Below are 23163 nucleotides of genomic sequence, written 5' to 3'. Positions count from 1 at the left end.
AATTTTATTCTGTTGCATGCTCGCCATCACCATCATTGCCCAACTTAGCAGCCAGCCCTGCAAGGGTTAGGCTTAGAGAAAGCGGCTGACTGCTTATTTTTTTGCTTTTTTATCTATTTCACGTTTATCTAGCTCACGCAAATACGCTAATTTTTCCGCTATTTTACCCTCAAGACCACGTGGCGTGGGGGAGTAAAATTGTTGCGGCGGCAAATCATCAGGGAAGTAGCTCTCGCCTGCAGCATACGCATCTGGCTCATTGTGCGCATAACGATACTCTTTACCGTAATCCAACGCCTTCATCAGTTTAGTTGGCGCGTTGCGCAAATGTAATGGCACGGTACGTGACTTATCTTGCGCCACGAAAGCTTTAGCCTGATTGTAAGCCATATAGGCCGCATTACTTTTAGCTGCTACTGCCAAATAAATCACTGCATTGGATAACGCAAGCTCGCCTTCAGGAGAGCCAAGCCGCTCATAAATCTGGCAGGCCTCTAATGCCATGGTCTGCGCACGCGGGTCTGCAATGCCGATATCCTCAACCGCCATCCGCACAATACGACGCCCTAGGTAAAGCGGATCGGCCCCACCATCTATCATGCGTAAAAACCAGTACAAAGCAGCATCAGGGTTAGAGCCACGCACTGATTTATGCAAGGCAGATATTTGATCGTAAAATGCTTCGCCGCCTTTATCAAAACGACGTAGCTTACTCGCCATGGTGGTCTGTAAGAACGCCTCATCAATTTCAGAGATAGCTGCACCCTGTGCCGCGTTAAACAATCCTTCAGCAAAGTTGAGCAAGCGTCTTGCGTCGCCATCAGCATAAGCCAAAACCTGCTCACGTACTTCTGGGGTAATGGTTAACTCGGCGGCCACCAACTGCTGCGCGCGATCAAGCAATAACGATAGTTCAGCCTCTGACAATGAGTTAAGCACAAACACCTGCGCACGGCTTAACAGCGCACTGTTCACCTCAAACGAGGGGTTTTCGGTGGTGGCGCCAATAAAGGTAATTAAGCCACTTTCTACAAATGGCAAAAATGCATCTTGCTGGCCTTTATTAAAGCGGTGCACCTCATCCACAAACAGTATGGTTTTACGCCCATGCTGCTGCAAAGTATGCTCCGCGCGCTCTACGGCCTCACGGATATCTTTAATACCAGAAAGTACCGCAGAAATAGGGATAAACTCAGCATCGGCCGTATTGGCAATAAGGCGTGCCAAGGTGGTTTTACCTACGCCGGGCGGCCCCCATAAAATCATGGAAGGTAACTTGCCCGACTGAAAAGCCAAGCGTAGCGGCTTGCCAACCCCTAGCAGATGTGACTGACCGACGACCTCGTCTAACGCTTTAGGGCGTAATCGCTCAGCGAGTGGTGCTTGTGGGGTATTGGGTTCAAATAGACTGTTCAAAATAAATAGGTATCTTTCGCCACTTTTTACTCGCCCACCACATCTACACCTTTTGGTGGTTTAAATAAAAATGACTTTTCATCCAGCGCAGGGTTTACCTCCACCTTGCTAAATACAATTTTTGTGTTGTGCCCAAAGCTATCTAACAATGCCATTTCCTGAATCTGATTATCTTTGAAACCCAGCAATATTTTTTCAAAACCAGACTCTTTATCTTTAGGCTGCGCACTCACCCAATTTAAACCATCGCGATTGCTGGCATTAGCCAGCGTAAAAGTCTCCTCTATGGCCTTACCGCCAGCCAGCAATGCAGCAGGGCTAGAACCCAACGCTTTGCCGATATCACGCACGGTCACCTGTGCTAGCTCAGTGTCATACAGCCATACCTGTTTGCCATCACTAATGATTTGTTGCTCATATGGCTTGTTGTAATCCCACCTAAACTTATTAGGGCGTTTGAGCTGCATAGTGCCCTGCACTTCTTGCACCTTGCGCCCTTGTTTATCGGTGACCACTTGATGAAAATTGGCGCGCACTGCCTGCGTTTTTTCATAGAACGCCTTTACGCTATCCATGCCATCTGCATGTGCAACTTGCGCTACGAAAAGTACAGGCAACACCAATAAACCATTGATGAAATGCAAACCAGTATTTTGCAGTTTTTTAATAATATTCATTAAATTAGTATGTTCTTCTTTAAAAATTAAGGCTCATGATGCGGTGCTAATACTTCGCGGTTACCGTTGCTTTGCATCGCAGAAACCAAACCTGCGCGTTCCATATCCTCAATCAAACGAGCGGCACGGTTGTAACCAATGCGCAGCTGGCGTTGTACTGATGAAATACTGGCGCGACGTGATTTAAGCACGATACCCACTGCCTCGTCATAAAGCGGATCAACCTCTGAGCCGCCATTGCCTGAGCTGCCAGCCACGAAATCTGCGCCACCGGCTTCTTCGGTTTCGTTGGTTAGAATACCGTCGATGTAATTCGGTTCACCTTGGGCTTTAAGATAATCGACCACTTTGTGCACTTCTTGGTCTGATACAAACGCCCCGTGAATACGTAGCGGGTAACCGGTACCTGGCGGCATATAAAGCATATCACCCTGCCCTAGCAAGGCTTCAGCACCCATTTGGTCCAAAATGGTACGTGAGTCGATTTTGCTGGAAACCTGAAAAGAAATACGTGTCGGCACGTTAGCTTTAATCAAACCAGTAATCACATCTACTGAAGGTCGCTGCGTTGCCAATACCAAGTGTATGCCAGAAGCGCGCGCCTTTTGGGCTAAACGTGCAATCAACTCTTCCACTTTTTTACCCACTACCATCATCAAATCAGCCAACTCGTCTATCACTACAACGATCAATGGCATTTCTTCCAACGGCTCGGGCTCGTCTGGGGTCAAGCTAAATGGATGCGGAATTTTCTCTCCGGCTTTATCTGCATCCTTAATTTTTTGGTTATAGCCTGCAAGGTTACGTACACCTAACATAGACATCAATTTATAGCGACGCTCCATCTCCGCCACACACCAATTTAAGGCGTTTGCGGCATGGCGCATATCAGTTACCACTGGCGCTAACAGATGTGGAATACCCTCGTAAACTGACAACTCCAACATTTTGGGGTCAATTAAAATCATGCGCACTTGGCTCGCATCTGCTTTATACAGCAAGCTTAAAATCAGCGCATTAATAGCCACAGACTTACCAGAGCCGGTCGTACCGGCAACCAGCACGTGTGGCATTTTCGCTAAATCAGCCACCGCAGGTTTTCCGCCGATATCTTTACCTAAAGAAATAGCCAGTGGTGAATGTATATCTGCGTACGCCTGACTGCCCATGATTTCTGATAAATAAACAATTTGGCGTTTAGGGTTAGGAATCTCTAAACCCATGCAGGTTTTTCCAGGAATCGTTTCTACTACACGCACACTCACCACAGATAAAGCGCGCGCTAAGTCTTTTACTAGGTTCGTGACCTGACTGCCTTTAACGCCGGCCGCTGGTTCAAGCTCGTAACGCGTAATCACAGGGCCTGGCAATGCAGTTAACACTTTAACCTCAATGCCAAAATCCATCAGCTTACGTTCAATCAAACGCGAGGTGAAGTCTAGGGTTTCGGCAGAAGGCAATTCCACCGTGCCTGAAGGTTCATCCAACAGGTGTATAGGCGGCAATGGGGTGTCAGGGTGCGTATCAAACAATGGCACTTGCTTTTCTTTTTGTACGCGCACACTTTGTGCGATTTCAAGCACTGGCGTTTCAATTTGTACCGGCTCACGATCCACCACGCGCTTACGTTCGCTTTTAACGTATTCGATACGCTCCTGCTCCACAGCTTTACCGGCTTTTCTGTCTTGCCAGTCTTGCCACTTCAGCGTAATGAACGCATAGCTAGAAATCAAGAACGCGCCAAATTTTTCGGTGATCATGATCCATGACCAACCTGTAAACAAGCTAAAACCAACCACAAACATTAACAGCAGCAGCATGCTAGAGCCTGTATAACCAAACAAGCTACGCAAGCCTGTATCTACAGCGCTACCTAACATACCGCCTGCGCTATCAGGCAACAAGGCTGGCAAATTAATCAGGTGCCCTGCTTCCAAGGCGCTTGAAGCTACCAGCAGCAAAGCAAAGCCAAAAAAGTTAAAAAGTAAGAATGGCTTCTCGCTCTGATTCACAGTTTCTAACGTTAAATACACAAACCACATGGCATAAAAAGCTAATACAGCCCACCACCAGGCAGAAAAGCCAAATACATACAGTAATAAATCAGAAATCCAGGCACCGACACTACCGCCGCCGTTCTGAATAACTGCACTATCAGGTGCAATATGTGACCAAGAAGAGTCGTTAGGATTATAAGTAAAAAGAATGACGGTAATATAAAGCCCGATGAGCACTAAACCCAGCCACCAAGCTTCTTTAATGAGCGTATTAGCGAGGGCATTAGATTTAATTACTTCAGCTTCACGGCGAGCATTAACTGGTTTAGATTTTTTGAAAAACAAGATAAACCTTTAACGTATTTTAAGTGTCGGATTTAATTATAGCAGTATCAAAGTCGCTGCGTAGCGATTAGAATATCATTCTCAATTCGAATCATAAAACGTTGTAATCCCTTAACCAGAGTCTTACTAAGGAGTTCAAATGGATATTGGCATTAAAGAAGAAGATAGAAAAAATATTGCTCAGGGTCTTTCACATCTATTAGCGGATACCTACACTTTATATTTGAAAACGCATTACTTTCATTGGAACGTCACGGGTCCGATGTTCAACACATTGCACTTGATGTTCGAAACACAATACAACGAACTGGCATTAGCCGTTGATTTGGTGGCTGAGCGCATTCGTGCTTTAGATGTTTATGCACCAGGCACTTATCGCGATTTTGCCAAGTTAAGTTCAATTAAAGAATCAGAGTCAGTGCCTAAAGCACAAGACATGATTGCCGAACTGGTAGCCGGCCATGAAGCAGTGTGCCGCACGGCTCGTGCGGTGTTTCCTAGTGCGGATGCTGCCTCAGATGAAGCAACTGCCGATTTACTCACGCAACGTTTACAAACCCATGAAAAAACTGCATGGATGCTCCGGAGTCTGCTAGAAAAATAATACGATAACTTCTCAAGCTAAGTTGGCAGCACAGCGCGATACCTAAAACGCATTAGGGTGTAGCTTGCACAGTACAGCGCTCAGGAAAAAGCTGCTTCCATGCCACCACTTACTTGAAAAATCAAACATCACACCCAACGTATAAAATTCAATATTAATCAAGAAAGTAATACATTATGGCAACACGTCACGCCAAACTACTTATTTTAGGCTCAGGTCCTGCAGGCTATTCAGCCGCGGTTTACGCTGCACGCGCAAATCTCAAACCTGTATTAATTACTGGTATTGCACAAGGTGGTCAGTTGATGACGACAACCGAGGTTGATAACTGGCCAGCAGATGCAGACGGCGTGCAAGGCCCGGAATTGATGGAGCGCTTCCAAAAACATGCAGAGCGTTTTAACACTGAAATGATTTTTGACCACATTCATACCACGCACCTCACAGAAAAACCGATTCGTTTAGTGGGCGATAGTGGCGAATACACATGTGATGCCTTGATTATTGCAACGGGCGCCTCTGCAAAATACTTAGGCCTGCCAAGTGAAGAGGCATTCTCAGGCAAAGGTGTATCTGCATGTGCCACTTGCGATGGCTTCTTCTACAGAAACCAAGAAGTCGCTGTGATTGGTGGCGGTAACACTGCGGTTGAAGAGGCTTTATACCTAGCCAATATCGCAAGTAAAGTAACGCTGGTACACCGCCGTGATAAGTTTAAAGCAGAAGCAATTCTGGTCGACAAACTGATGGCGCGCGTGGCTGAAGGCAAAATCGTACTGGAAACATTCGCCACCTTGGACGAAGTGCTTGGTGATAACACTGGTGTGACTGGTATGCGCATTAAAAATGTGAGCGATGGCACGACTAAAGATATTGCATTACAAGGCGTGTTTATTGCCATTGGCCACAAACCAAACACAGATATCTTTGAAGGCCAACTCGAGATGGAAGGCGGCTACATTGTGACGCAAATGGGCCGCGTAGGTAATGCCACAGCCACTAGCGTACCGGGTGTATTTGCGGCAGGCGATGTGCAAGATCATATTTACCGCCAAGCGGTCACTAGTGCAGGCACAGGCTGTATGGCCGCACTAGATGCTGAGCGTTATTTAGATCATTTGAAATAAGTAAGAATGAGGGCAATGTCCGCATCGCCCTCGCTTACCACTTAAACCTAGGCATCAACATTGTGGAAGACGCAAAAGACAATGAATCTGAACTGTTTTTAGAAGCAGTTAAAGACGCGCGTCCACTCAAACCCAAGCGTGTGCATCACGCACCGCTACGCCCGAAACCTATCCCCAAACAGTTTATTCGTGATGAGCAACAAGCCCTAGCTGACTCCTTAAGCGATCACTATATACCGGCACATGAATTAGAAACTGGCGAAGAACTGCTTTACCTGCGTGAAGGTCACTCCCCTGATATTTTAAGTAAACTACGCCGCGGTAACTGGGTAATACAGGCAGCAATTGATCTGCATGGCTTAGTCAGTGATGAGGCTAGACTTTACGTGGCAACCTTTTTAAACGACTGTAAAAAACGGGGCATACGCTGCGTACGCATTGTGCATGGCAAAGGGTTAGGCTCACGTAACCGCGAGCCGGTACTTAAACACAAATTACGTGGCTGGTTAATACAGCGTGATGAAGTGATTGCCTATGCAGAAGCACGCAGGCAAGACGGCGGCAGCGGCGCAGTGATTGTGCTACTAAAAGCCTAAGTAACGCAGCCAACAGTATAGATTAAGCCATTACATAAACACTGCCTGTATAAACTAAGAGGCGCACTAGGCGCCTCTTGATACAACCCTTACCTCTCTCGATATAGACTAGCGGGACATATAAAAGATAGATTTTTGAGTAATACGTTCTTTAGTCCCCAACGCCTCCACTTCAAACATAATCGGGTGTGTACCGCTACGTATTGCACCATCGGCAATTTGCAGGCTTACAGCCACCAATCGTTCATTAGCAGGCTCTACCGTGAACTGAGTTTGAGAGGCCATCGACAAACCATCAATGCCAGACACTGATACGCGATACGTCTCTTTAGCTTCGGTCACATTGGTGATTTGCAACTGATAGACATTCTCTACTTTACCGCCGGAAACCAATCTGGACATTACACCTCGGTCACGATTAACATCCACTTTAAATGCGGGGCGCATCGCCAAAGAAACAACCAAACCCAGAGAAAGCAACAACAACAGCGCACTATAAATAAGCACTCGCGGACGCAATATTTTTTGAATCACTTGATGCTTAGTCCAGTGCTGGGCCAGGCCATTTTGCGTTGTGAATCGGATTAAGCCGCGTGGATAATTCATTTTATCCATAATGCTGTTACATGCGTCCACACACAAACCGCAACTAATACATTCATATTGCAAGCCATTGCGGATATCAATACCAACCGGGCACACTTGCACACAGAAATTACAATCAATACAGTCGCCTAAACCCTCCTGCTTTGCGTCTATTTTTCTGGAGCGGCCACTACGTGGCTCGCCTCGCTCTTGATCGTAAGTCACAATCAGTGTGTCGTTATCAAACATTGCACTTTGGAATCGTGCATAAGGACACATGTGTTTGCAAACCTGCTCACGCAGGAAGCCAGCATTACCATAAGTCGCTAGGCCATAAAAACAAATCCAGAATGTTTCCCAAGGGCTGAGTCTAACCTGAATAATGCTATCCAATAGCTCACGTATCGGTGAAAAATAACCTAAGAAGGTGAACCCTGTGAAAATTGAAAAGCTAATCCAAGCCAGATGTTTCATCGATTTGGTGTATAGCTTTTTAACTCCAAATTTAGACTCATCCAGACGAATACGCGCGGCTCTATCCCCTTCTATTTTTCGTTCCATCCATAAAAATATTTCGGTATACACCGATTGTGGGCAAGAGAAGCCACACCACAGTCTGCCGGCAACCGCAGTAAACAGGAACAAAGCTAGCGCTGCGATGATAAGGATAATCACCAGATAAATTAAGTCTTGCGGGTATAGAACCAAGCCAAAGATATAAAAACGGTGGGTGCTGATATCTAACAACATTGCCTGACGCTCACCCCACTGTAGCCACGGCACACCGTAAAACACAATTTGCGTGATCCATATCATGACCCAGCGCCAGTTTTTGAAAAAACCGAAGGTATTGCGTGGGTATATCTTGGCCTGCGCTTCATACATCGGCATAAAGCCGCCCGGTGCAGGGGCGATTGGAATAACTTTCTTCGATGTAGTTTTAACATCTTTCATTTGCAGTCCTTGCTTACAATAAAATAGCTCAAGTTAAACTGATGTAAATCTATGGTTTTCAATTGCGATTAATGGTTATGGCGTATTACTTTTAATCGGCTGTCGATAAGACTTTTGGTAGGTATCACTAAAGGTATGCAAAGCGTCTAATGCCAACTGCGCATCGTGGCCTGATTTAATCAGAAAGCTATCAAACCCACATCTGGCTAAGTAGTACACGGTATCTATCATCACATCTCCCACGGCCCTTAACTCTCCAGACCACTGGTAAACATTTATTAATAACTGCGCCAATGAATAACCTCGCCCATCGGTATAACTTGGAAAATCTATCGCAATCAATGCAATGTCTGCTTGGCATAGCCCGCGTATTTGATGGCTAATTCCATCGTCAAAATCAGTATCAGAAGGCATCAATACTGCCACTGGAAACTGCCTGCCCTCTAATAACAACTGATGCTCCACCCAAGTATCAAAAGTCACCATCCAAGTTGCATCATCTGGGGGAACCAACAGTGCTTGTTCGTTATTAACGTCAAAGCATTGCAGCGCATTCACTGTAAGCTGGCCACCACGAATTAAGTTTTGCTTAGATTCAGACATTGGATTCCCTCACTAAGTTTGAAGTCTTTGCTAGTAATGGATCCATATAAACATCCTTTTTGAATGGCTCAATTCCTACACGGTCAACCACATCAATAAACCGCTCCACATCACTCTCTCGGATAGATAAATAAGTTTGAATTAAACGTGCAATGACATCAGGCACTTGCTCACGCGCAAACGAAGGGCCTATCACTCGGCCAATCGCTGCGCTGGCGTTGCTATCTGCGTTTGATTTAGCATCTACCTTGAGCGCGCCAGACTGCCTGCCGCCTAATGTGATTTGGTACCACTCTTCACCTGCTTTATCCACGCCCAAAATACCGATATGGCCTACATGATGATGGCCGCAAGAGTTCATGCAACCAGATAAGTTAAGATCAAGCTCACCAATTTCATGCACATAATCTAAATCATGAAATTTTTGCTGGATAGCTTCTGCTACCGGGATGGAAACTGCATTCGCCAAGCTACAGTAATCTCCGCCTGGGCAAGCAATTATGTTAGTAATTAACCCAATATTAGGCGTTGCCAGATTAAGCACATTAAGTTCTTGCCATAGTGCATATAGCGACTTGGTTTTAACATCAGGCAAAATGATATTTTGCTCGTGCGAAACACGTAGCTCACCGAACCCATAGTTGTCAGACATTTCAGCAAGTACATCCATCTGGTCTGCAGTAATATCGCCTGGGGGAGAGCCCGTCGCCTTAAGTGATACGGTCACGGATGAATAGCCGCTAACTTTATGCTGGTGAATATTGGTACGGAACCATCGTGCAAAGGCAGGGCTGGCTTCTAAATGATGTGCAATGGCAGCACTGCCATTTTCATGCAAGACGCGATAGCTGGGCCATGTAAACTTGTCAGCAATCGCACTGACAAATTCGGCGGTTACGGTGTCAGCACCACCTTTAATGCGCGCCCATTGTTCATTTACCTGCTGGGAAAACACCTCTGGCGTGAGGTCTTTGACCAAGATCTTGATGCGTGCCTTATATTTGTTATCTCGCCTACCATGTAGATTATAAACACGCAGTGTTGCCTGCAAATAAGTCAGCAAGTCATACCAGGCCACGAAAGGGTTAATCAGCTTACCCACAAGTGGTGTTCTACCCAAACCACCACCCACAAACACTCTAAAGCCAAACACACCGCTGTGTTCAACCGCCTGCAATCCGATGTCATGTACACCAATCGCCGCTCTATCTGTTACAGAGCCACTCACAGCGATTTTGAATTTACGTGGTAAGAATGCAAACTCAGGGTGCAGCATAGACCACTGCCTAATAATTTCACACCAGACCAAGGGGTTAATGATTTCGTCGTGCGCCACCCCAGCAAAATGGTCTGTGGTGGTGTTACGTATGCAATTACCACTGGTTTGGATGGCATGCATTTGCACGGTAGCAAGCTTCGCTAAAATATCAGGCGCGTCTTCCAAGCGCGGCCAATTGAACTGAATATTCTGCCTGGTAGTAAGGTGGGCGTAACCTTTATCCCAACGCCGCGCAACATAAGCTAAAGTACGCAATTGATTAGAGGTCAACATCCCGTAAGGAATTGCCACGCGCAACATTGGGGCATGCCGCTGAATGTACAATCCATTTTGTAAACGCAACACTCGGAACTCATCTTCAGAGAGCTGCCCATTGAGAAAGCGCTGCGTCTGCCCCCTAAACTGGGCAACGCGCTGTTCCACCAAGTTTTGATCTATTTCATCATAGATATACATTTAATCACCTTAAAAATTGGCGTTGATACAACAGCCAAGTTATTTTTTACAGTGACTAAAGCTTAAGGCTTGGTGCTAATGAAGAACAGAGACAGATGCTTACAAAAAAAGCATAACAGATGATAAAAACCTTACGGCAATGGCTGGGACATTAATCCCAATACTAGCGTACCTAGCGTTGCCAGTGCAGCCTCAATACGCGCATCCCAAATATGCCCGTAATTCAAACGAACATAACTGCTGAAGTGGCGCTGCGCAGAAAATATAGGGCCAGGTGCAATGCTAATGCCATTATTGAGCGCAAGCTTGTGTAGCTCAAGTGCATTAACACCATCTGGTAACTTAACCCATAAAAAGTAGCCGCCCTGCGGTAACGTTAAACAAGTGCCGGCAGGGAAGTAGCGCTCAATGGCTTCGACAAACTTAATTTGATTCATTAATAAGGCATGGCGCAAACTGCGCAAATGCTTGTCATAGCCACCTTTTTGCAGATACTTGGCAATGGCTACCTGCGCTGGCACCGACGCTGAGATAGTGGTAGTTAGCTTAAGCCGCGCCACCATTTTTGCAAATCGCCCCGGTGCCACCCAGCCCACCCGATAGCCAGGCGCAAGACATTTAGAAAATGACGAACAATGCATCACCAAGCCTTCAGTATCAAAAGCCTTGGCTGGCACTGGCCGCTTATCACCAAAATATAGCTCGCCGTATACATCATCTTCAATCAACGGCAGTTGATACTTGGTGATGAGTGCCACTAACGCCTGCTTCTTTTCATTGGAAAGCAAACTGCCCAATGGATTTTGAAAGTTAGTCATTAGCCAGCAAGCTTTTGGTTGGTGCTGCAAAATGGCACGCTCCATTGCCGCCAAATCAATCCCGTCTTTAGGGTGACTCGGAATCTCAACTGCTCGCAAACCAATACGCTCTATGGATTGTAATGCCGCATAAAAGGTTGGCGACTCAATTAGAACGGTATCTCCAGGGCGGGCAACCGCCATTAAGCATAAGTTCAATGCCTCCAACGCACCATTTGTCACTACGATTTCATCCGCCGTCACATGTAAACCATCAATCATGTAACGTAAGGCAATCTGACGTCTAAGGTTAATATCCCCTGCGCTTAGGTTATCTACACTAGCCCAAGGGTCCATAATCTGCACACTGGAAGCCATGGTCTTAGCTAGATTCGCCCGCGGGAACAGCAAAGGGCTGGGAAATGCCGAGCCCAAAGGCACTACACTTCTGAGTCGAATCGACTCCAGTACTTCAAACACCAGCTCACTCACATCTACTTCTGTGGACTCTAATTGGCTCTCTATAACCGGCGCAGGCGAGGATGGAATATTCACCGCACCGCCAGTCACAAAATAACCGGAGCGCTCACGCGCAGTAATCAGGCCTCTCGCTTCCAGCAGATAATATGCCTCTAATACAGTAGCTGCGCTCACATCACGGCTAACACTGGCTTGACGTACAGAGGGCAGCTTGTCTCCACGGCACAGTACTCCTTCTTGGATAGATTGGGCAATAGAATTAGCAAGCTGCTCGTAAAGCTTCATAGCTTTCCTGTGATATCAAATGTGTACAAATAGCATGCTACCTTATACACAAGAAATTACTACCTAAGCCACGGGACTGGTCTATATAAAACAAGATAAACAAACCCTAGCTACTGAGCATATTTTTATAAAAATAATGCTGGTTACAAGCGTTAAAAATATCAAAACCATACAAAATAATTAGCTTTTTTACAGTGAAATCGTGGAAATAACATAAAAACATGTGCCAAACAAAAAATATTTTTATCTATAACCATATGAATATATTAACAATTATATAAATATTGAAATTATTTTAAATATTTTCTACTTTTACCCTAAATTATCTAAATTTGCTGCCGTTAAAGAGTCATAAGATGCGGCAAAATTTAACTTAATTTTTAACCAATAACAATTTAAGACACGATTTTAAGGGCTAACATGTTTAATTCTTCAATAGATGGTTACGGCGGCATTAAAATGCCAATCAGCACGCAACAAACGACAGATGCGAGAGCTACCGCCCAAGCTAACAACGCGAATCGCGCTGCTTTAAAATCAGTGGATACGTCTGAAAATAGAACATCAACTGAAGCCAACAAAGACATGTTGACGGCTGCTGTGAATAAATTGAATGAGTTGGTAGCGCCTGCCTTGCAAACTGTACAGTTCTCGATGGATGAAGAAGCTGGTCGCATGATTGTAAAAGTGATCGACACGGCAACGCAAAAAACCGTTAGGCAAATCCCAAATGAGGAGGTGCTAGCCTTTTCAAAAACGCTGAGCAGACTACAAGGCTTAGTGATAAGAGAGCGCGCTTAACCAAGCTACAGCTATCAGCCAAAGCTACTTTGGCTGTATCATTGATGAAATAAGCATTTGTGGTTTTCATGTTGCCGCAAATGCTTAACCCAAAATGCTTTACCGCAGATCCCAATCCCAAACCAACGCATCAGGCACTCTAGCTAGTAGCAGTTAAACGCTACAAACCCAACTCGCTTAAACTAGCGTATTCATCTGGTCTGCGCCCTATCGGCCATAAAAACTTACGCTCAGCCTCTTTAATGGGTAAGTCGTTAATACTGGCATAACGTAACTCCATTAAACCATTGGCATCAAACTGCCAGTTCTCATTGCCATAAGAACGGTACCACTGCCCAGAATCATCATGCCACTCATAAGCAAACCGCACCGCGATGCGGTTATGATCATGCGCCCACAATTCTTTAATTAAACGATACTCTAACTCACGCGCCCATTTGCGAGTTAAGAACGCAACAATTTGCTCACGCCCAGTTAAAAACTCTGCACGATTACGCCACTGGCTATCCGGCGTATATACAAGTGATATCCGTTGTGGATCTCGGCTATTCCAACCATCTTCAGCCAACCGTACTTTCTGCATCGCAGTTTCACGTGTAAATGGGGGTAATGGTGGCCTTGCTTCATGAGTTGTAGACATCTCTTCACTCCTAAAATATAAACATATTTAACACAGATGAACCGAGAAAATGTAAGTGCGCTACTCTCCCAAAAAGCCGCCGCTTTGGTGCGCCCATAACGTTGCGTATATACCACCTTGCTTAATCAATGCCTGATGGTCACCCTCTTCAACAATTCTGCCATCATCCAGCACAATTAAACGATCCATTGCAGCAATAGTGGAGAGACGGTGCGCAATAGCCACCACCGTTTTACCCTGCATCAAGTCATACAAACTAGCTTGAATCGCTTGCTCCACTTCCGAATCCAGCGCACTGGTGGCTTCATCTAGCAGTAAAATGGGGGCGTCTTTTAAAATCACGCGCGCAATCGCAATACGCTGACGCTGGCCACCAGACAATTTCACACCACGCTCGCCCACATGCGCATCATAACTGGTACGGCCTTTAGCATCGCGCAAGCCTAAGATAAAGTCATGGGCCTCTGCACGCTTTGCAGCGTCTATCATCTCTTGTTCTGTGGCGTTTGGCCGCCCGTACAGAATATTGTCGCGCACGCTGCGGTGCAGTAGCGATGTGTCTTGCGTCACCATCGCAATTTGGCTGCGTAAACTGTTTTGCGTCACATCGCGCACATCTTGACCGTCAATCAAGACGCGGCCACTCTCTACATCATAAAAACGTAGCAGCAAATTCACGATGGTAGATTTTCCTGCGCCAGAGCGCCCTACCAAGCCCACCTTTTCACCCGGCCGTATATTTAAACTCAGCGCTCTTAATACTGAGGTCTGCATGCCATACGCAAAATCCACCTGATCAAATATGATTTCACCTGTGCTGATTTTTAATGCTGGCGCGTCAGGTTTGTCGATAATCTGCTGGGTTAAAGAGAGGGTGTTCACCCCATCTTGCGCGGTGCCAATGTGCTCATAAAGTGAGGTAAGCTCCCACATCACCCAATGCGAAATACCATTAAGACGCAATGCCATGGCGGTGGCGGCAGCAACACCACCCACACTCACCTCGTTATGAGTCCATAACCACAGCGCCACACCAGAGGTTGCAATTACCAGCAGCATGTTAAGAATATGGTTGGTAAATTCCACACCTGACACATAGCGCATCTGCTTATGCACAGTCCCTAAGAACTCACTCATGGCTGATTTCGCATAATAAGCTTCACGCCCCGCATGTGAAAACAATTTAACCGTGCTGATATTGGTGTAGGCATCTGTAATACGCCCAGTCATTAACGAGCGGGCATCTGCCTGATTTTGTGAAACCTTAGCTAGCCTAGGTACAAAGTAGCTGAGTGAAATCACATAACATACGACCCACACCAAAAAAGGCACGACCACCATGGCATTAAAATGCCCAACCACAGCCACCATGGTGACGAAGTAAATCACCACAAACACCAATATATCCGCGACAATAAACCATACATCTCGCACGGCTAGCGCTGTTTGCATCACCTTTGCAGAAACGCGCCCAGCAAACTCATCCTGATAAAAGCTCATGCTTTGCCCAAGCATTAAACGGTGAAAGTTCCAGCGCAAACGCATAGGGAAATTACCCGCTAAGGTTTGATGTTTAATCAGAGTTTGCACCGCAATCAGGACTGCACTGAAAATCAATAGTCCAGCCAACATCAGCAAATGATTCTTTTCTGTCTGCCACAGCAGCGCTGGTGAGCTTTTACTCAACCAATCAACCACCTTGCCCATCACTGCAAATAGCATAGCTTCAAAGCCGCCGATCATGGCGGTAAAGAATGTCATCACCAGAATAAATAAGCGCGAACCTTTGGTGCAAGACCATAAAAATGGCCATAACGCATTAGGTGGAGGAGCGATTTCTTTTGCAGGAAAAGGGTTTAACAGGTTTTCAAACCAGCGCAGCATAGTGACCTTTGGTAGATGCGTTTAGATAGGTTGCAACAAGCATACAGCTTCTGCTGCAATACCTTCACCGCGACCGGTAAAGCCAAGTTTCTCAGTGGTGGTTGCTTTCACGTTGATTTGCGTGACCTCAACACCACAATCTGCGGCAATATGTACACACATGGCAGCCGTATGTGGCCCTAACTTAGGCGCCTCACACATCACGGTGGCATCAATATTGCCCACAACATAGCCATGCTCTCGCACCAAGCTCACCACATGCCTTAGCAATTGGCGAGAGTCGATGCCCTTGTAGCGCATATCGCTTGGAGGAAAATGTTTACCGATATCACCTAGTGCCACAGCACCTAGCAATGCATCGCAAATTGCATGTAGCAATACATCAGCATCTGAATGACCATCCAATCCTTTGTCATACGGAATATCCACTCCGCCAATAATGCACTTGCGACCAACCACTAAAGCATGCACATCAAAGCCATGACCAATTCTCATTATGCGATTTCCTTTTGTATTAACACTTCCATCAATGTCATATCTTGTGGGTAGGTAATTTTCATGTTTCTTAGTGAACCCACCACCAGTTTTGGTTCCAAGCCGAGTGCTTCAATGGCTTGTGCTTCATCCGTAGGTGCACCGTCAAAGCTCTCTAAAGCACGTTTCAATAGGCTATAGCGGAACATTTGCGGGGTTTGTGCTTGCCACAAACCATCACGTGGAATCGTATTTTTAACACGAGAATCCGCATTGGATTGTTTTAATGTATCAGCCAACGGCAGCGCCAGCAAGCCACCAACCGCATCATGCTCTAGGCTATCTAACAAGGTATTGAGTAAAGCTAATGTTAGCCCTGGCCGTGCGGCATCATGCACCAATATCCAGTCGTCTTCATCTATCTGCGACTGCAAAGCCAGCAAAGTGTTTAACACGGTCTGTGCGCGTGTTTCACCGCCGGTGTAATGCAACTGCAATCGGCTATTGGCATCCAGCTCGAGATTACGCCAGAAATAATCCTCAGGGCTTAATGCTAAGTTAATACTGGCAATGCGTGGAGAAGCAAAAAACGTCTGGATGCTGTAAGAGATCATCGGCTTGCCAGACAAAGGCAAATACTGTTTGGGAATAGCGGTTTCCATCCGATTACCGATGCCAGCTGCAGGGATAACAATGTGAAAACGTGCCATACTAAGCCATTAATAAATTAAAAATCATGCTTGGATTCTAACATAGCCACCCTACTGATTTTAAAAATAACGCCGTGGCATCCATGTGCTTGGGACAGCATAACACCCGCACTATAAGTGGCTAGCTTGGCGTTTTTACATCTACCTGCCGTTTTAAGAAATCAAAGATTCTATCGTCATCGCAATGTGCAACATTAAAACGCAGCCATGATGACGGCTCTTGGTAGGGGCGGAACAAGTTGCCAGGTGCCAACATGATACTTTCTCGTGTTGCTAATGTGGCAACTTCTGCTGCGTTCTTCCCTGCCGGAAGCTCAGCCCACACAAACATGCCGCCGACAGGGTCTGCATGTAATGTGAGGCCACTTTGCTCTAACTGCCCAATTACCTGACCGCGCACCTCCTGCAAACGCGAGCGTACACGCTCTACATGTTTGCGATAACGCCCTTCGATTAAAATCTGGTACATAATTCTCTGGTTAATCTCAGAGGTAGTCAGGCCAGAAAGCAGCTTTAAATCCAGCAACCTAGCAGCAAGCTCTGGGGCACAGGCGATAAAACCTACGCGCAGGCTAGCCGAGATAGTCTTAGAAAAACTACTAATGTAGATTACCCGTTTAAGTTGATCTAAGGTTGCCAGCCTAGGTGCGTTACTTGGGTGTAAATCTCCATAGATATCATCTTCCACTATGTACAGTTGATGCTTTTCTGCCAACTGTAAAATCTGGTGCGCCACCGCTAAGCTAGTGCTGGTACCGGTTGGGTTATGCAGCACTGTATTGGTAAAAAATAATTTAGGTTGAAACTCCTGAATTAATTGCTCCATGCGCCCTACATCTGGCCCGTCTATATTGCGCGGAACACCAATTAATTTGGCACCCAGCGTTTTCAAATAACCAAACAGTGTGTAATAGCCAGGATCATCAATCAAAACAGCATCTCCGGGCCTAATCAATAGGCGCGCGGCTAAGTCTAGACCATGCGTAGCACCGTTGGTCATGATCACTTGATTCACTTCGGCACTAATGCCAATATCTGACAGATGCTTTTGCAACAGATGCTGACGTAACGGCAGGTAGCCACTCACATCACCATATCCCGTTAAAAATTCGCCTGGCTTGCGTGAAAGCTCATGCAAGCTTTTCTGTATCACATTCGCGCTTAACCAATCACTTGGCAGCCAGCCACAACCGGGCCTGACTGCGCCAGATATATCCTGAAAGGTATTATGCAACAGCCACAGCACATCATCGGCCTGCTCTAAGCGGCAAGTGCTGGCAGTGGAAATTTCAATCTGCTGCCGTGCCGCAACATAAAAACCAGAGCCTCGACGAGACGCCAAATACCCTAACGCGACTAAGCGATCATAAGCATCAACCACAGTAAACCGACTGACATTATGTTCGGTGGCAAAGTTACGTATAGAAGGCAGGCGCGTGCCAGCCCGTAGCACACGTTCTTCAGTTAAGCGCTTCACACCTAAAACTATTTGCTCAACTAGTGGCACGGAGTCTTCAGGGTTTAATGTAAGTAAAGGCGATGCATCTGGCATGGTGTTTTGACCTGTACAGTTCTATCTGGTGAATAACAAATTGTACATGTAGTGTCATGGTATAGAAAGTTATAGTGTTGTCAGTCAACACACGGAAAAACCTCATCATGAAACGCATCATGCTACTAACCAGCTTAATTTTATTAGCGATAACCGGCTGTCAGTCTAAAGTGGAACAAGCAAGCATCTCAACCAATACAGTTGCACATCCACTACTAACAGCTAAAAATGAGAAAGCATGCCTGACCAATTTTTCCGGAAGCCTAGCCGGATGCGAACATAACACCTCTAAGCAAAAGCGCTTTGTATTAGTGCGCTCGGTAGCAATTCCAGAAAATTAAACAGCTGTTACTTAAAAAATATTTTCAATAACCGGCACACCATAGCTATGTATATTCCGCCACACTTTGCAGAGAATCGCCCAGAGGCACTTTTTGATATCATTGCATCCCACCCGCTAGGTACATTGGTAACAAAAAGCGCCAATGGACTAGAGGCCAACCACTTCCCTTTTGAGCTTGATACAAATACGGGTGAATTTGGCACACTGCGTACGCATGCAGCAAAAGCCAATCCAATTTGGCGAGAAACCGCTAGCAACGATGAGGCACTGGTAATATTTAAAGGCTTAGATGCGTATGTCTCGCCTAACTGGTACCCAAGCAAACAAGAAACTCACCAGCAAGTCCCCACTTGGAACTACCAGGCAGTACATGTGTATGGAAAAATAAAATTTACAGAAGATGCTGGCCACCTGCGCGTAATGCTTGAGCTTCTCACGCATGCTCACGAACATAAAGTACAGCAAGCATCGCCTTGGCAGATGGCAGATGCACCGCCAGACTATATAGATGCTATGTTAAAAGCGATTGTTGGCATTGAAATTACCATCACCAAAATTTTAGGTAAATCAAAGCTTAGCCAAAACAAGCATGTGCAAGACAGAACCAACCTAGCAGCAGAACTAGTGCGCCACGGACACACAGCAATCGCAGAGGCCACACTCAAAAGCATACTAACTAAAGAGTAAGCTAATAATGAACCAAGCAGACCAACAAATGAACGCTTAAAATATAAAAGCTCGCCTAAGCGAGCTTTTATACAATCCAACTTCCAATTAACTGTCAGCAGATTTCATCTGCACTTAATCTTGCACGATATAGTGATTTAAGATAATTAAGTCTGTCTGGCTCTTTTAAGAGAGTTTCACACTAAGAGTTACAATTTGTATTTGAGGACTCTCTGAGAAGTCCAGCCTTTAATAAAATTGATTGATCGAAGTTATTAATTCCATTTTTATTAAATTGATTAAGAAGTATGATTGTCGTTGATACGTGCTGCCCATAAGGCTAACATTGCAGCAAGAACGAGTATTATTGAACTCATCCAAAAAGTCGCTTGATATCCACTTAGATCGAATAAAATGCCACCAAAAGTTGCTCCTGCTGTGATCGCAAGTTGAACAATTGCGACGATTAAGCCTCCACCTGCTTCTGCATCGTTAGGTAGTGTTTTAGCAAGCCACGTCCACCAAGCTACGGGTGCAGCAGTGCCAACCAAGCCCCAAATCCCCAGTAGCAATGTCGTTACTATAGGTGTAGAGCCAAATTGTGTAAGTGCGGCAGCTATTACTGCCATCAACAATGGAATGATGATTAAAGTTCGATATAAATATTCCTTCAAATACCTACCAATTAAAAGCGTACCGATAAAGCCTGAGACCCCCATTACCAAAAGGATTAAGGAAAGCCTAGTGATATCAACATGCGTTACCGTTTCAAGAAATGGACGCAAATATGTGAACAGCGTAAATTGGCCCATAAAAAATAGACTAACCGCTATCATCCCTAGCGCTACCTCAGGCCTCTTCATAAGCTTAAAGATATTTCCAGCACTGGAATCATTCGCTGGCTTCATAGAAGGCAAACTATTCCATAACCAAACAAAAGTAATAATTGCCACCGGAACGACACAGAAGAATGCACCTCGCCAGCCAATGAGGCTACCTAGATAGCTTCCCATTGGTGCAGCAATGACAGTAGCCAAAGCGTTACCACCGTTCACAATCGCTAATGCCTTGGGAATTTTATCTTCCGAAACGAGCCGCATCGCGGTTGCAGCTGACAACGACCAGAAGCCACCGATAGCGATACCTATCAATGCCCGACCGAGCATGAACACCCCGTAATTAGGTGCAAAAGCAACGATTGTTCCTGAAACAATGACCAATACTGTTAATAGTAAAAGCAGAATTCTGCGATCCAGCTTTCCTGCTAGTGAGGTAATGAACAAACTCGTCATCAAAGCAAATGCGCCTGATATCGCAATCGCTTGACCGGCATGACCTTCAGTACTGTGAAGGTCGGTGGCTATTGGTGTCAACAAGCTGACTGGCATGAACTCTGATGCAACAAGTGCAAAAGCCCCCAGTGACATCGCAAGTACTCCACCCCAATTCTGATTGTAGGGTGCATTATTTACAGCTGTTATACTCATTTAAAACTCAATCCTTATCTGTTCATAAATGAATCGACTCAAATATTTATCGATGTCTTTCTTTGTAGGTTCATAGCCAGCATCCCCTATCCACTGACTCTTCATTTTTGTAGGATACAGCAGTAATACCAATAACTTTTTTGGAGTTATCTACCCACCATTTTTTGAAGATGCTCAGGGTAGCGGTCGCCTTTGAACTGCATCACAGACATCACTTCATCAATCCTTTGAAGTTCGGCAACGCTCAATTCAACATTAACTGAATCTACATTCTCATTCAGCCTATGAGTTTTAGTGGTGCCTGGAATTGGGGCTATCCATGGTTGTTGTGCTAACAACCATGCAAGTGCAATCTGCGCGGGTGTTACACCTTTAAGTTCAGCAAGATGAGTAAGCAGCTCAACAATCAAAATATTGGCTTTACGATTTTCCGCTGAAAATCTAGGAACAATATTTCGGAAGTCACCTTCACCAAACTGAGTGTGTTCATCGATTTTCCCAGTTAAAAATCCTTTACCTAATGGACTAAAAGGCACAAATCCAATACCTAGTTCCTCTAAGGTAGGGATAATTTCTTTTTCAGGCTCACGCCAGAATAATGAATATTCACTTTGTAAGGCCGTTACCGGTTGTACTGCGTGCGCACGACGTATGGTGTTAACACCAGCTTCTGATAAACCAAAATGCTTAACCTTGCCTTGCTGAATAAGGTCTTTGACCGCCCCAGCTACTTCTTCAATAGGCACGGCATCATCAACGCGATGTTGATAAAGTAGATCAATTGCATCAATGTTGAGACGCTTCAGCGATTCTTCAGCTACTCTTTTGATGGTTTCTGGGCGGCTATCCAAGCCTACCTGCTTGCCATTCTCAATCCTGAAACCAAATTTGGTAGCAATCACCACCTCATTTTTAAATGGTGCAATTGCTTCGCCTAGCATTTCTTCATTAGCAAACGGCCCGTATACTTCGGCGGTGTCAAAGAAAGTTATTCCTTTACTAAACGCCTCACGAATAAGAGTTACGCCATCAGCTTTTTCTACGGCAGCTCCATATCCAAAACTCAAGCCCATACAACCTAAACCTAGCGCTGATACCTCTAGGCCGCTATTGCCTAATTTACGTTTCTGCATGACTCAATCTCCATATTCATTAAAATCAAAGTGCGCTTCTTAAGATGGTGCTAACCACATCTTTTGTATAAGTGTCTGGAATACCGAACCACTTTGCATTGACCAGTACGTTATCAATAGTGGCGGGTAGGTTTGCTTCGGTAATACTCAATTGAGATAAACGGGTAGGTGTGCCAATTTTGTTAAACCAACTTTCTAGTGCTGCAATGCCCTCTGTGCCAGTTTGTAAACCAAATATATTCTGTGCAAAGCGATCAAACTGCGCAGGGTTGCGGCTTTGGTACCACTTCATCCAGGCTGGAATCACCACAGACAGGCCAGCACCATGCGGGACGTTAAACAAAGCTGACAAGGCATGCTCGATCATATGGTTAGGATAGCTATAACCAGCAGTGCCGGAATAAATCAAACCATTAAGAGCTTGCGTAGAGGCCCAGGCAAATTCTGCACGCGCTGCATAATCATCAGGATTGGCGAGCAGTGTTTCCGTTGATTCAATCACCGTATTGATAATTGCTTCAACCATACGAGAGTGAAATTTAGGCTGATCGGTGGCTGTAAAGTAACCTTCAATAGAATGCGCAATCACATCTGCAGCAGAGTAGACCAGATAATCTCGTGTAACCGTTCTCATTAGGGCTGGGTTCACAATAGACACTTTTGGGAAAGTTAGTGGCGATTGAATCGCAAACTTCTCTTTGGTTTCCTCATTGGTCACGACTGCACCACTGTTCATCTCACTACCGGTGGCTGCTAATGTCAAAATATCGAAAACAGGTAATGCGCTATCAATGTTGGCTTTGCCAATAAACAAATCCCAAACGTCACCTGCATAAGGCACACCGGCAGCAATGGCTTTGGCGCTATCTAGTACCGAGCCACCGCCCACACTCAAAATCGCATCTACGTTATGGGTACGAGCTGTAGTAATCGCTTCACGTACTTTTGAAATTACAGGATTGCTGACAATACCGCCACACTCCACGTATTCAATGTTTTTTGCAGCCAGACTGTTAACTACAATCTGGAATAATCCATCGCGCTTGATGCGGTCGCTGCCATAGCAGAGCAATACTTTTTTGACTGCATGCTCAGCTAAATGCTGGCCGATGAGTTGCTCTTTGCCAGTACCAAAATCGACTTTTGTTGGGTTGAAGTATGTAAAGTTATCCACGTTGTTTCCTTAATAAATTCAGTTAAAACTTGATGGGGTGAACTTTACGCTGCTGATATGAATTAAACTAGCGCACTATTGGTTGAATTATTTACAAC

Annotated in this window: 21 protein-coding genes; 6 read left to right on the top strand and 15 right to left on the bottom strand. The window is 45.4% G+C overall.

Going from position 1 to position 23163, the window contains the following annotated elements; translation table 11 throughout:
* Nucleotides 1–93: 93 nt before the first annotated feature.
* Genes ACSSU7_RS01880 through ACSSU7_RS01870 form a run of 3 tightly spaced genes read right to left on the bottom strand, consistent with a single transcriptional unit; the run spans nt 94 to nt 4435 of the window.
* Entirely contained in the window at nt 94–1416 is a 1323-nt protein-coding gene (locus tag ACSSU7_RS01880) for a replication-associated recombination protein A (RefSeq protein ID WP_492517054.1), read from the bottom strand.
* A 26-nt stretch (nt 1417–1442) separates the two neighbouring features.
* Entirely contained in the window at nt 1443–2093 is a 651-nt protein-coding gene (lolA, locus tag ACSSU7_RS01875; RefSeq protein ID WP_492517053.1) for an outer membrane lipoprotein periplasmic chaperone LolA, read from the bottom strand.
* Between the two features lie 26 nt (nt 2094–2119).
* Entirely contained in the window at nt 2120–4435 is a 2316-nt protein-coding gene (locus ACSSU7_RS01870; protein WP_492517052.1) for a DNA translocase FtsK, read from the bottom strand.
* Between the two features lie 139 nt (nt 4436–4574).
* Between ACSSU7_RS01870 and ACSSU7_RS01865 the strand changes: the two genes are divergently transcribed.
* The 3 genes from ACSSU7_RS01865 to ACSSU7_RS01855 all read left to right on the top strand — a co-directional run bounded on the left by ACSSU7_RS01865 (nt 4575) and on the right by ACSSU7_RS01855 (nt 6762).
* Nucleotides 4575–5039 (top strand): Dps family protein, encoded by a 465-nt coding sequence (locus ACSSU7_RS01865; protein WP_492517051.1) that lies wholly within the window; start codon nt 4575–4577, stop codon nt 5037–5039.
* A 176-nt stretch (nt 5040–5215) separates the two neighbouring features.
* Nucleotides 5216–6166: a thioredoxin-disulfide reductase gene (trxB, locus tag ACSSU7_RS01860; protein ID WP_492517050.1), complete on the top strand. Its 951-nt coding sequence runs from the start codon at nt 5216–5218 to the stop codon at nt 6164–6166.
* 62 nt (nt 6167–6228) lie between these two features.
* Complete coding sequence (locus ACSSU7_RS01855; protein ID WP_492517049.1) at nt 6229–6762, top strand: Smr/MutS family protein; 534 nt, start codon at nt 6229–6231, stop codon at nt 6760–6762.
* Nucleotides 6763–6870: 108 nt separating this feature from the next.
* Here ACSSU7_RS01855 and ccoG read toward each other — a convergent pair whose 3' ends face one another.
* The 4 genes from ccoG to ACSSU7_RS01835 form a co-directional block, all read right to left on the bottom strand.
* Nucleotides 6871–8301, bottom strand: a complete 1431-nt coding sequence (gene ccoG, locus ACSSU7_RS01850; RefSeq protein WP_492517048.1) for a cytochrome c oxidase accessory protein CcoG — start codon at nt 8299–8301, stop codon at nt 6871–6873.
* A gap of 75 nt (nt 8302–8376) precedes the next feature.
* Nucleotides 8377–8904, bottom strand: a complete 528-nt coding sequence (locus ACSSU7_RS01845) for a DUF934 domain-containing protein (protein WP_492517047.1) — start codon at nt 8902–8904, stop codon at nt 8377–8379.
* The gene (locus tag ACSSU7_RS01840; RefSeq protein WP_492517046.1) at nt 8897–10639 is read right to left on the bottom strand and encodes a nitrite/sulfite reductase; all 1743 of its coding nucleotides are present in this window, start codon (nt 10637–10639) and stop codon (nt 8897–8899) included. The genes ACSSU7_RS01845 and ACSSU7_RS01840 overlap by 8 nt, the downstream gene beginning before the upstream one ends.
* A 131-nt stretch (nt 10640–10770) precedes the next feature.
* Entirely contained in the window at nt 10771–12201 is a 1431-nt protein-coding gene (locus ACSSU7_RS01835) for an aminotransferase-like domain-containing protein (protein ID WP_492517045.1), read from the bottom strand.
* A 420-nt stretch (nt 12202–12621) separates the two neighbouring features.
* On the opposite strand from ACSSU7_RS01835, the gene ACSSU7_RS01830 reads away from it, so the two are divergent.
* On the top strand, nt 12622–13002 hold the full coding sequence (locus tag ACSSU7_RS01830; RefSeq protein ID WP_492517044.1) for a flagellar protein FlaG: 381 nt from the start codon (nt 12622–12624) through the stop codon (nt 13000–13002).
* A 160-nt stretch (nt 13003–13162) separates the two neighbouring features.
* Here the strand turns inward: ACSSU7_RS01830 and ACSSU7_RS01825 are convergent, their stop codons facing one another.
* The 5 genes from ACSSU7_RS01825 to ACSSU7_RS01805 all read right to left on the bottom strand — a co-directional run bounded on the left by ACSSU7_RS01825 (nt 13163) and on the right by ACSSU7_RS01805 (nt 18262).
* Entirely contained in the window at nt 13163–13642 is a 480-nt protein-coding gene (locus tag ACSSU7_RS01825) for a nuclear transport factor 2 family protein (protein ID WP_492517043.1), read from the bottom strand.
* 60 nt (nt 13643–13702) lie between these two features.
* The gene (locus ACSSU7_RS01820) at nt 13703–15526 is read right to left on the bottom strand and encodes an ABC transporter ATP-binding protein (protein WP_492517042.1); all 1824 of its coding nucleotides are present in this window, start codon (nt 15524–15526) and stop codon (nt 13703–13705) included.
* A gap of 21 nt (nt 15527–15547) precedes the next feature.
* Nucleotides 15548–16021, bottom strand: coding sequence for a 2-C-methyl-D-erythritol 2,4-cyclodiphosphate synthase (gene ispF, locus ACSSU7_RS01815; protein WP_492517041.1), 474 nt, complete (start codon nt 16019–16021; stop codon nt 15548–15550).
* Entirely contained in the window at nt 16021–16710 is a 690-nt protein-coding gene (gene ispD, locus ACSSU7_RS01810) for a 2-C-methyl-D-erythritol 4-phosphate cytidylyltransferase (protein WP_492517040.1), read from the bottom strand. The genes ispF and ispD overlap by 1 nt, the downstream gene beginning before the upstream one ends.
* A 121-nt stretch (nt 16711–16831) precedes the next feature.
* Nucleotides 16832–18262, bottom strand: a complete 1431-nt coding sequence (locus ACSSU7_RS01805) for an aminotransferase-like domain-containing protein (protein WP_492517039.1) — start codon at nt 18260–18262, stop codon at nt 16832–16834.
* A 107-nt stretch (nt 18263–18369) separates the two neighbouring features.
* On the opposite strand from ACSSU7_RS01805, the gene ACSSU7_RS01800 reads away from it, so the two are divergent.
* Together ACSSU7_RS01800 and ACSSU7_RS01795 are read left to right on the top strand one after the other, a co-directional pair.
* Nucleotides 18370–18603, top strand: coding sequence for a hypothetical protein (locus ACSSU7_RS01800; RefSeq protein ID WP_492517038.1), 234 nt, complete (start codon nt 18370–18372; stop codon nt 18601–18603).
* Nucleotides 18604–18650: 47 nt separating this feature from the next.
* A complete protein-coding gene (locus ACSSU7_RS01795; RefSeq protein ID WP_492517037.1) occupies nt 18651–19292 on the top strand; it encodes an FMN-binding negative transcriptional regulator in 642 nt (213 codons plus the stop codon).
* A 278-nt stretch (nt 19293–19570) separates the two neighbouring features.
* On the opposite strand, the gene ACSSU7_RS01790 is transcribed toward ACSSU7_RS01795, so the two are convergent.
* The 3 genes from ACSSU7_RS01790 to ACSSU7_RS01780 all read right to left on the bottom strand — a co-directional run bounded on the left by ACSSU7_RS01790 (nt 19571) and on the right by ACSSU7_RS01780 (nt 23065).
* Nucleotides 19571–20758, bottom strand: coding sequence for an MFS transporter (locus ACSSU7_RS01790; protein ID WP_492517036.1), 1188 nt, complete (start codon nt 20756–20758; stop codon nt 19571–19573).
* A gap of 146 nt (nt 20759–20904) precedes the next feature.
* Nucleotides 20905–21891 (bottom strand): aldo/keto reductase, encoded by a 987-nt coding sequence (locus ACSSU7_RS01785; protein WP_492517035.1) that lies wholly within the window; start codon nt 21889–21891, stop codon nt 20905–20907.
* Between the two features lie 25 nt (nt 21892–21916).
* A complete protein-coding gene (locus ACSSU7_RS01780; RefSeq protein ID WP_492517034.1) occupies nt 21917–23065 on the bottom strand; it encodes an iron-containing alcohol dehydrogenase in 1149 nt (382 codons plus the stop codon).
* Nucleotides 23066–23163: the final 98 nt, after the last annotated feature.

The sequence above is a fragment of the Methylotenera sp. E1MeOHC1 genome, from assembly GCF_058745595.1.
Note: the sequence above shows the minus strand (reverse complement) of the source record. Positions and strands in the feature narration are given on the sequence as shown.

Coding starts and splice junctions, on each gene's coding strand:
- ACSSU7_RS01800 (WP_492517038.1), top strand. CDS start 18,370: ATGAAACGCATCATGCTACTAACCAGCTTAATTTTATTAGCGATAACC.
- trxB (WP_492517050.1), top strand. CDS start 5,216: ATGGCAACACGTCACGCCAAACTACTTATTTTAGGCTCAGGTCCTGCA.
- ccoG (WP_492517048.1), bottom strand. CDS start 8,301: ATGAAAGATGTTAAAACTACATCGAAGAAAGTTATTCCAATCGCCCCT.
- ispF (WP_492517041.1), bottom strand. CDS start 16,021: ATGAGAATTGGTCATGGCTTTGATGTGCATGCTTTAGTGGTTGGTCGC.
- ACSSU7_RS01785 (WP_492517035.1), bottom strand. CDS start 21,891: ATGCAGAAACGTAAATTAGGCAATAGCGGCCTAGAGGTATCAGCGCTA.
- ACSSU7_RS01830 (WP_492517044.1), top strand. CDS start 12,622: ATGTTTAATTCTTCAATAGATGGTTACGGCGGCATTAAAATGCCAATC.
- ACSSU7_RS01845 (WP_492517047.1), bottom strand. CDS start 8,904: ATGTCTGAATCTAAGCAAAACTTAATTCGTGGTGGCCAGCTTACAGTG.
- ispD (WP_492517040.1), bottom strand. CDS start 16,710: ATGGCACGTTTTCACATTGTTATCCCTGCAGCTGGCATCGGTAATCGG.
- ACSSU7_RS01805 (WP_492517039.1), bottom strand. CDS start 18,262: ATGCCAGATGCATCGCCTTTACTTACATTAAACCCTGAAGACTCCGTG.
- ACSSU7_RS01865 (WP_492517051.1), top strand. CDS start 4,575: ATGGATATTGGCATTAAAGAAGAAGATAGAAAAAATATTGCTCAGGGT.
- ACSSU7_RS01835 (WP_492517045.1), bottom strand. CDS start 12,201: ATGAAGCTTTACGAGCAGCTTGCTAATTCTATTGCCCAATCTATCCAA.
- ACSSU7_RS01820 (WP_492517042.1), bottom strand. CDS start 15,526: ATGCTGCGCTGGTTTGAAAACCTGTTAAACCCTTTTCCTGCAAAAGAA.
- lolA (WP_492517053.1), bottom strand. CDS start 2,093: ATGAATATTATTAAAAAACTGCAAAATACTGGTTTGCATTTCATCAAT.
- ACSSU7_RS01790 (WP_492517036.1), bottom strand. CDS start 20,758: ATGAGTATAACAGCTGTAAATAATGCACCCTACAATCAGAATTGGGGT.
- ACSSU7_RS01840 (WP_492517046.1), bottom strand. CDS start 10,639: ATGTATATCTATGATGAAATAGATCAAAACTTGGTGGAACAGCGCGTT.
- ACSSU7_RS01825 (WP_492517043.1), bottom strand. CDS start 13,642: ATGTCTACAACTCATGAAGCAAGGCCACCATTACCCCCATTTACACGT.
- ACSSU7_RS01795 (WP_492517037.1), top strand. CDS start 18,651: ATGTATATTCCGCCACACTTTGCAGAGAATCGCCCAGAGGCACTTTTT.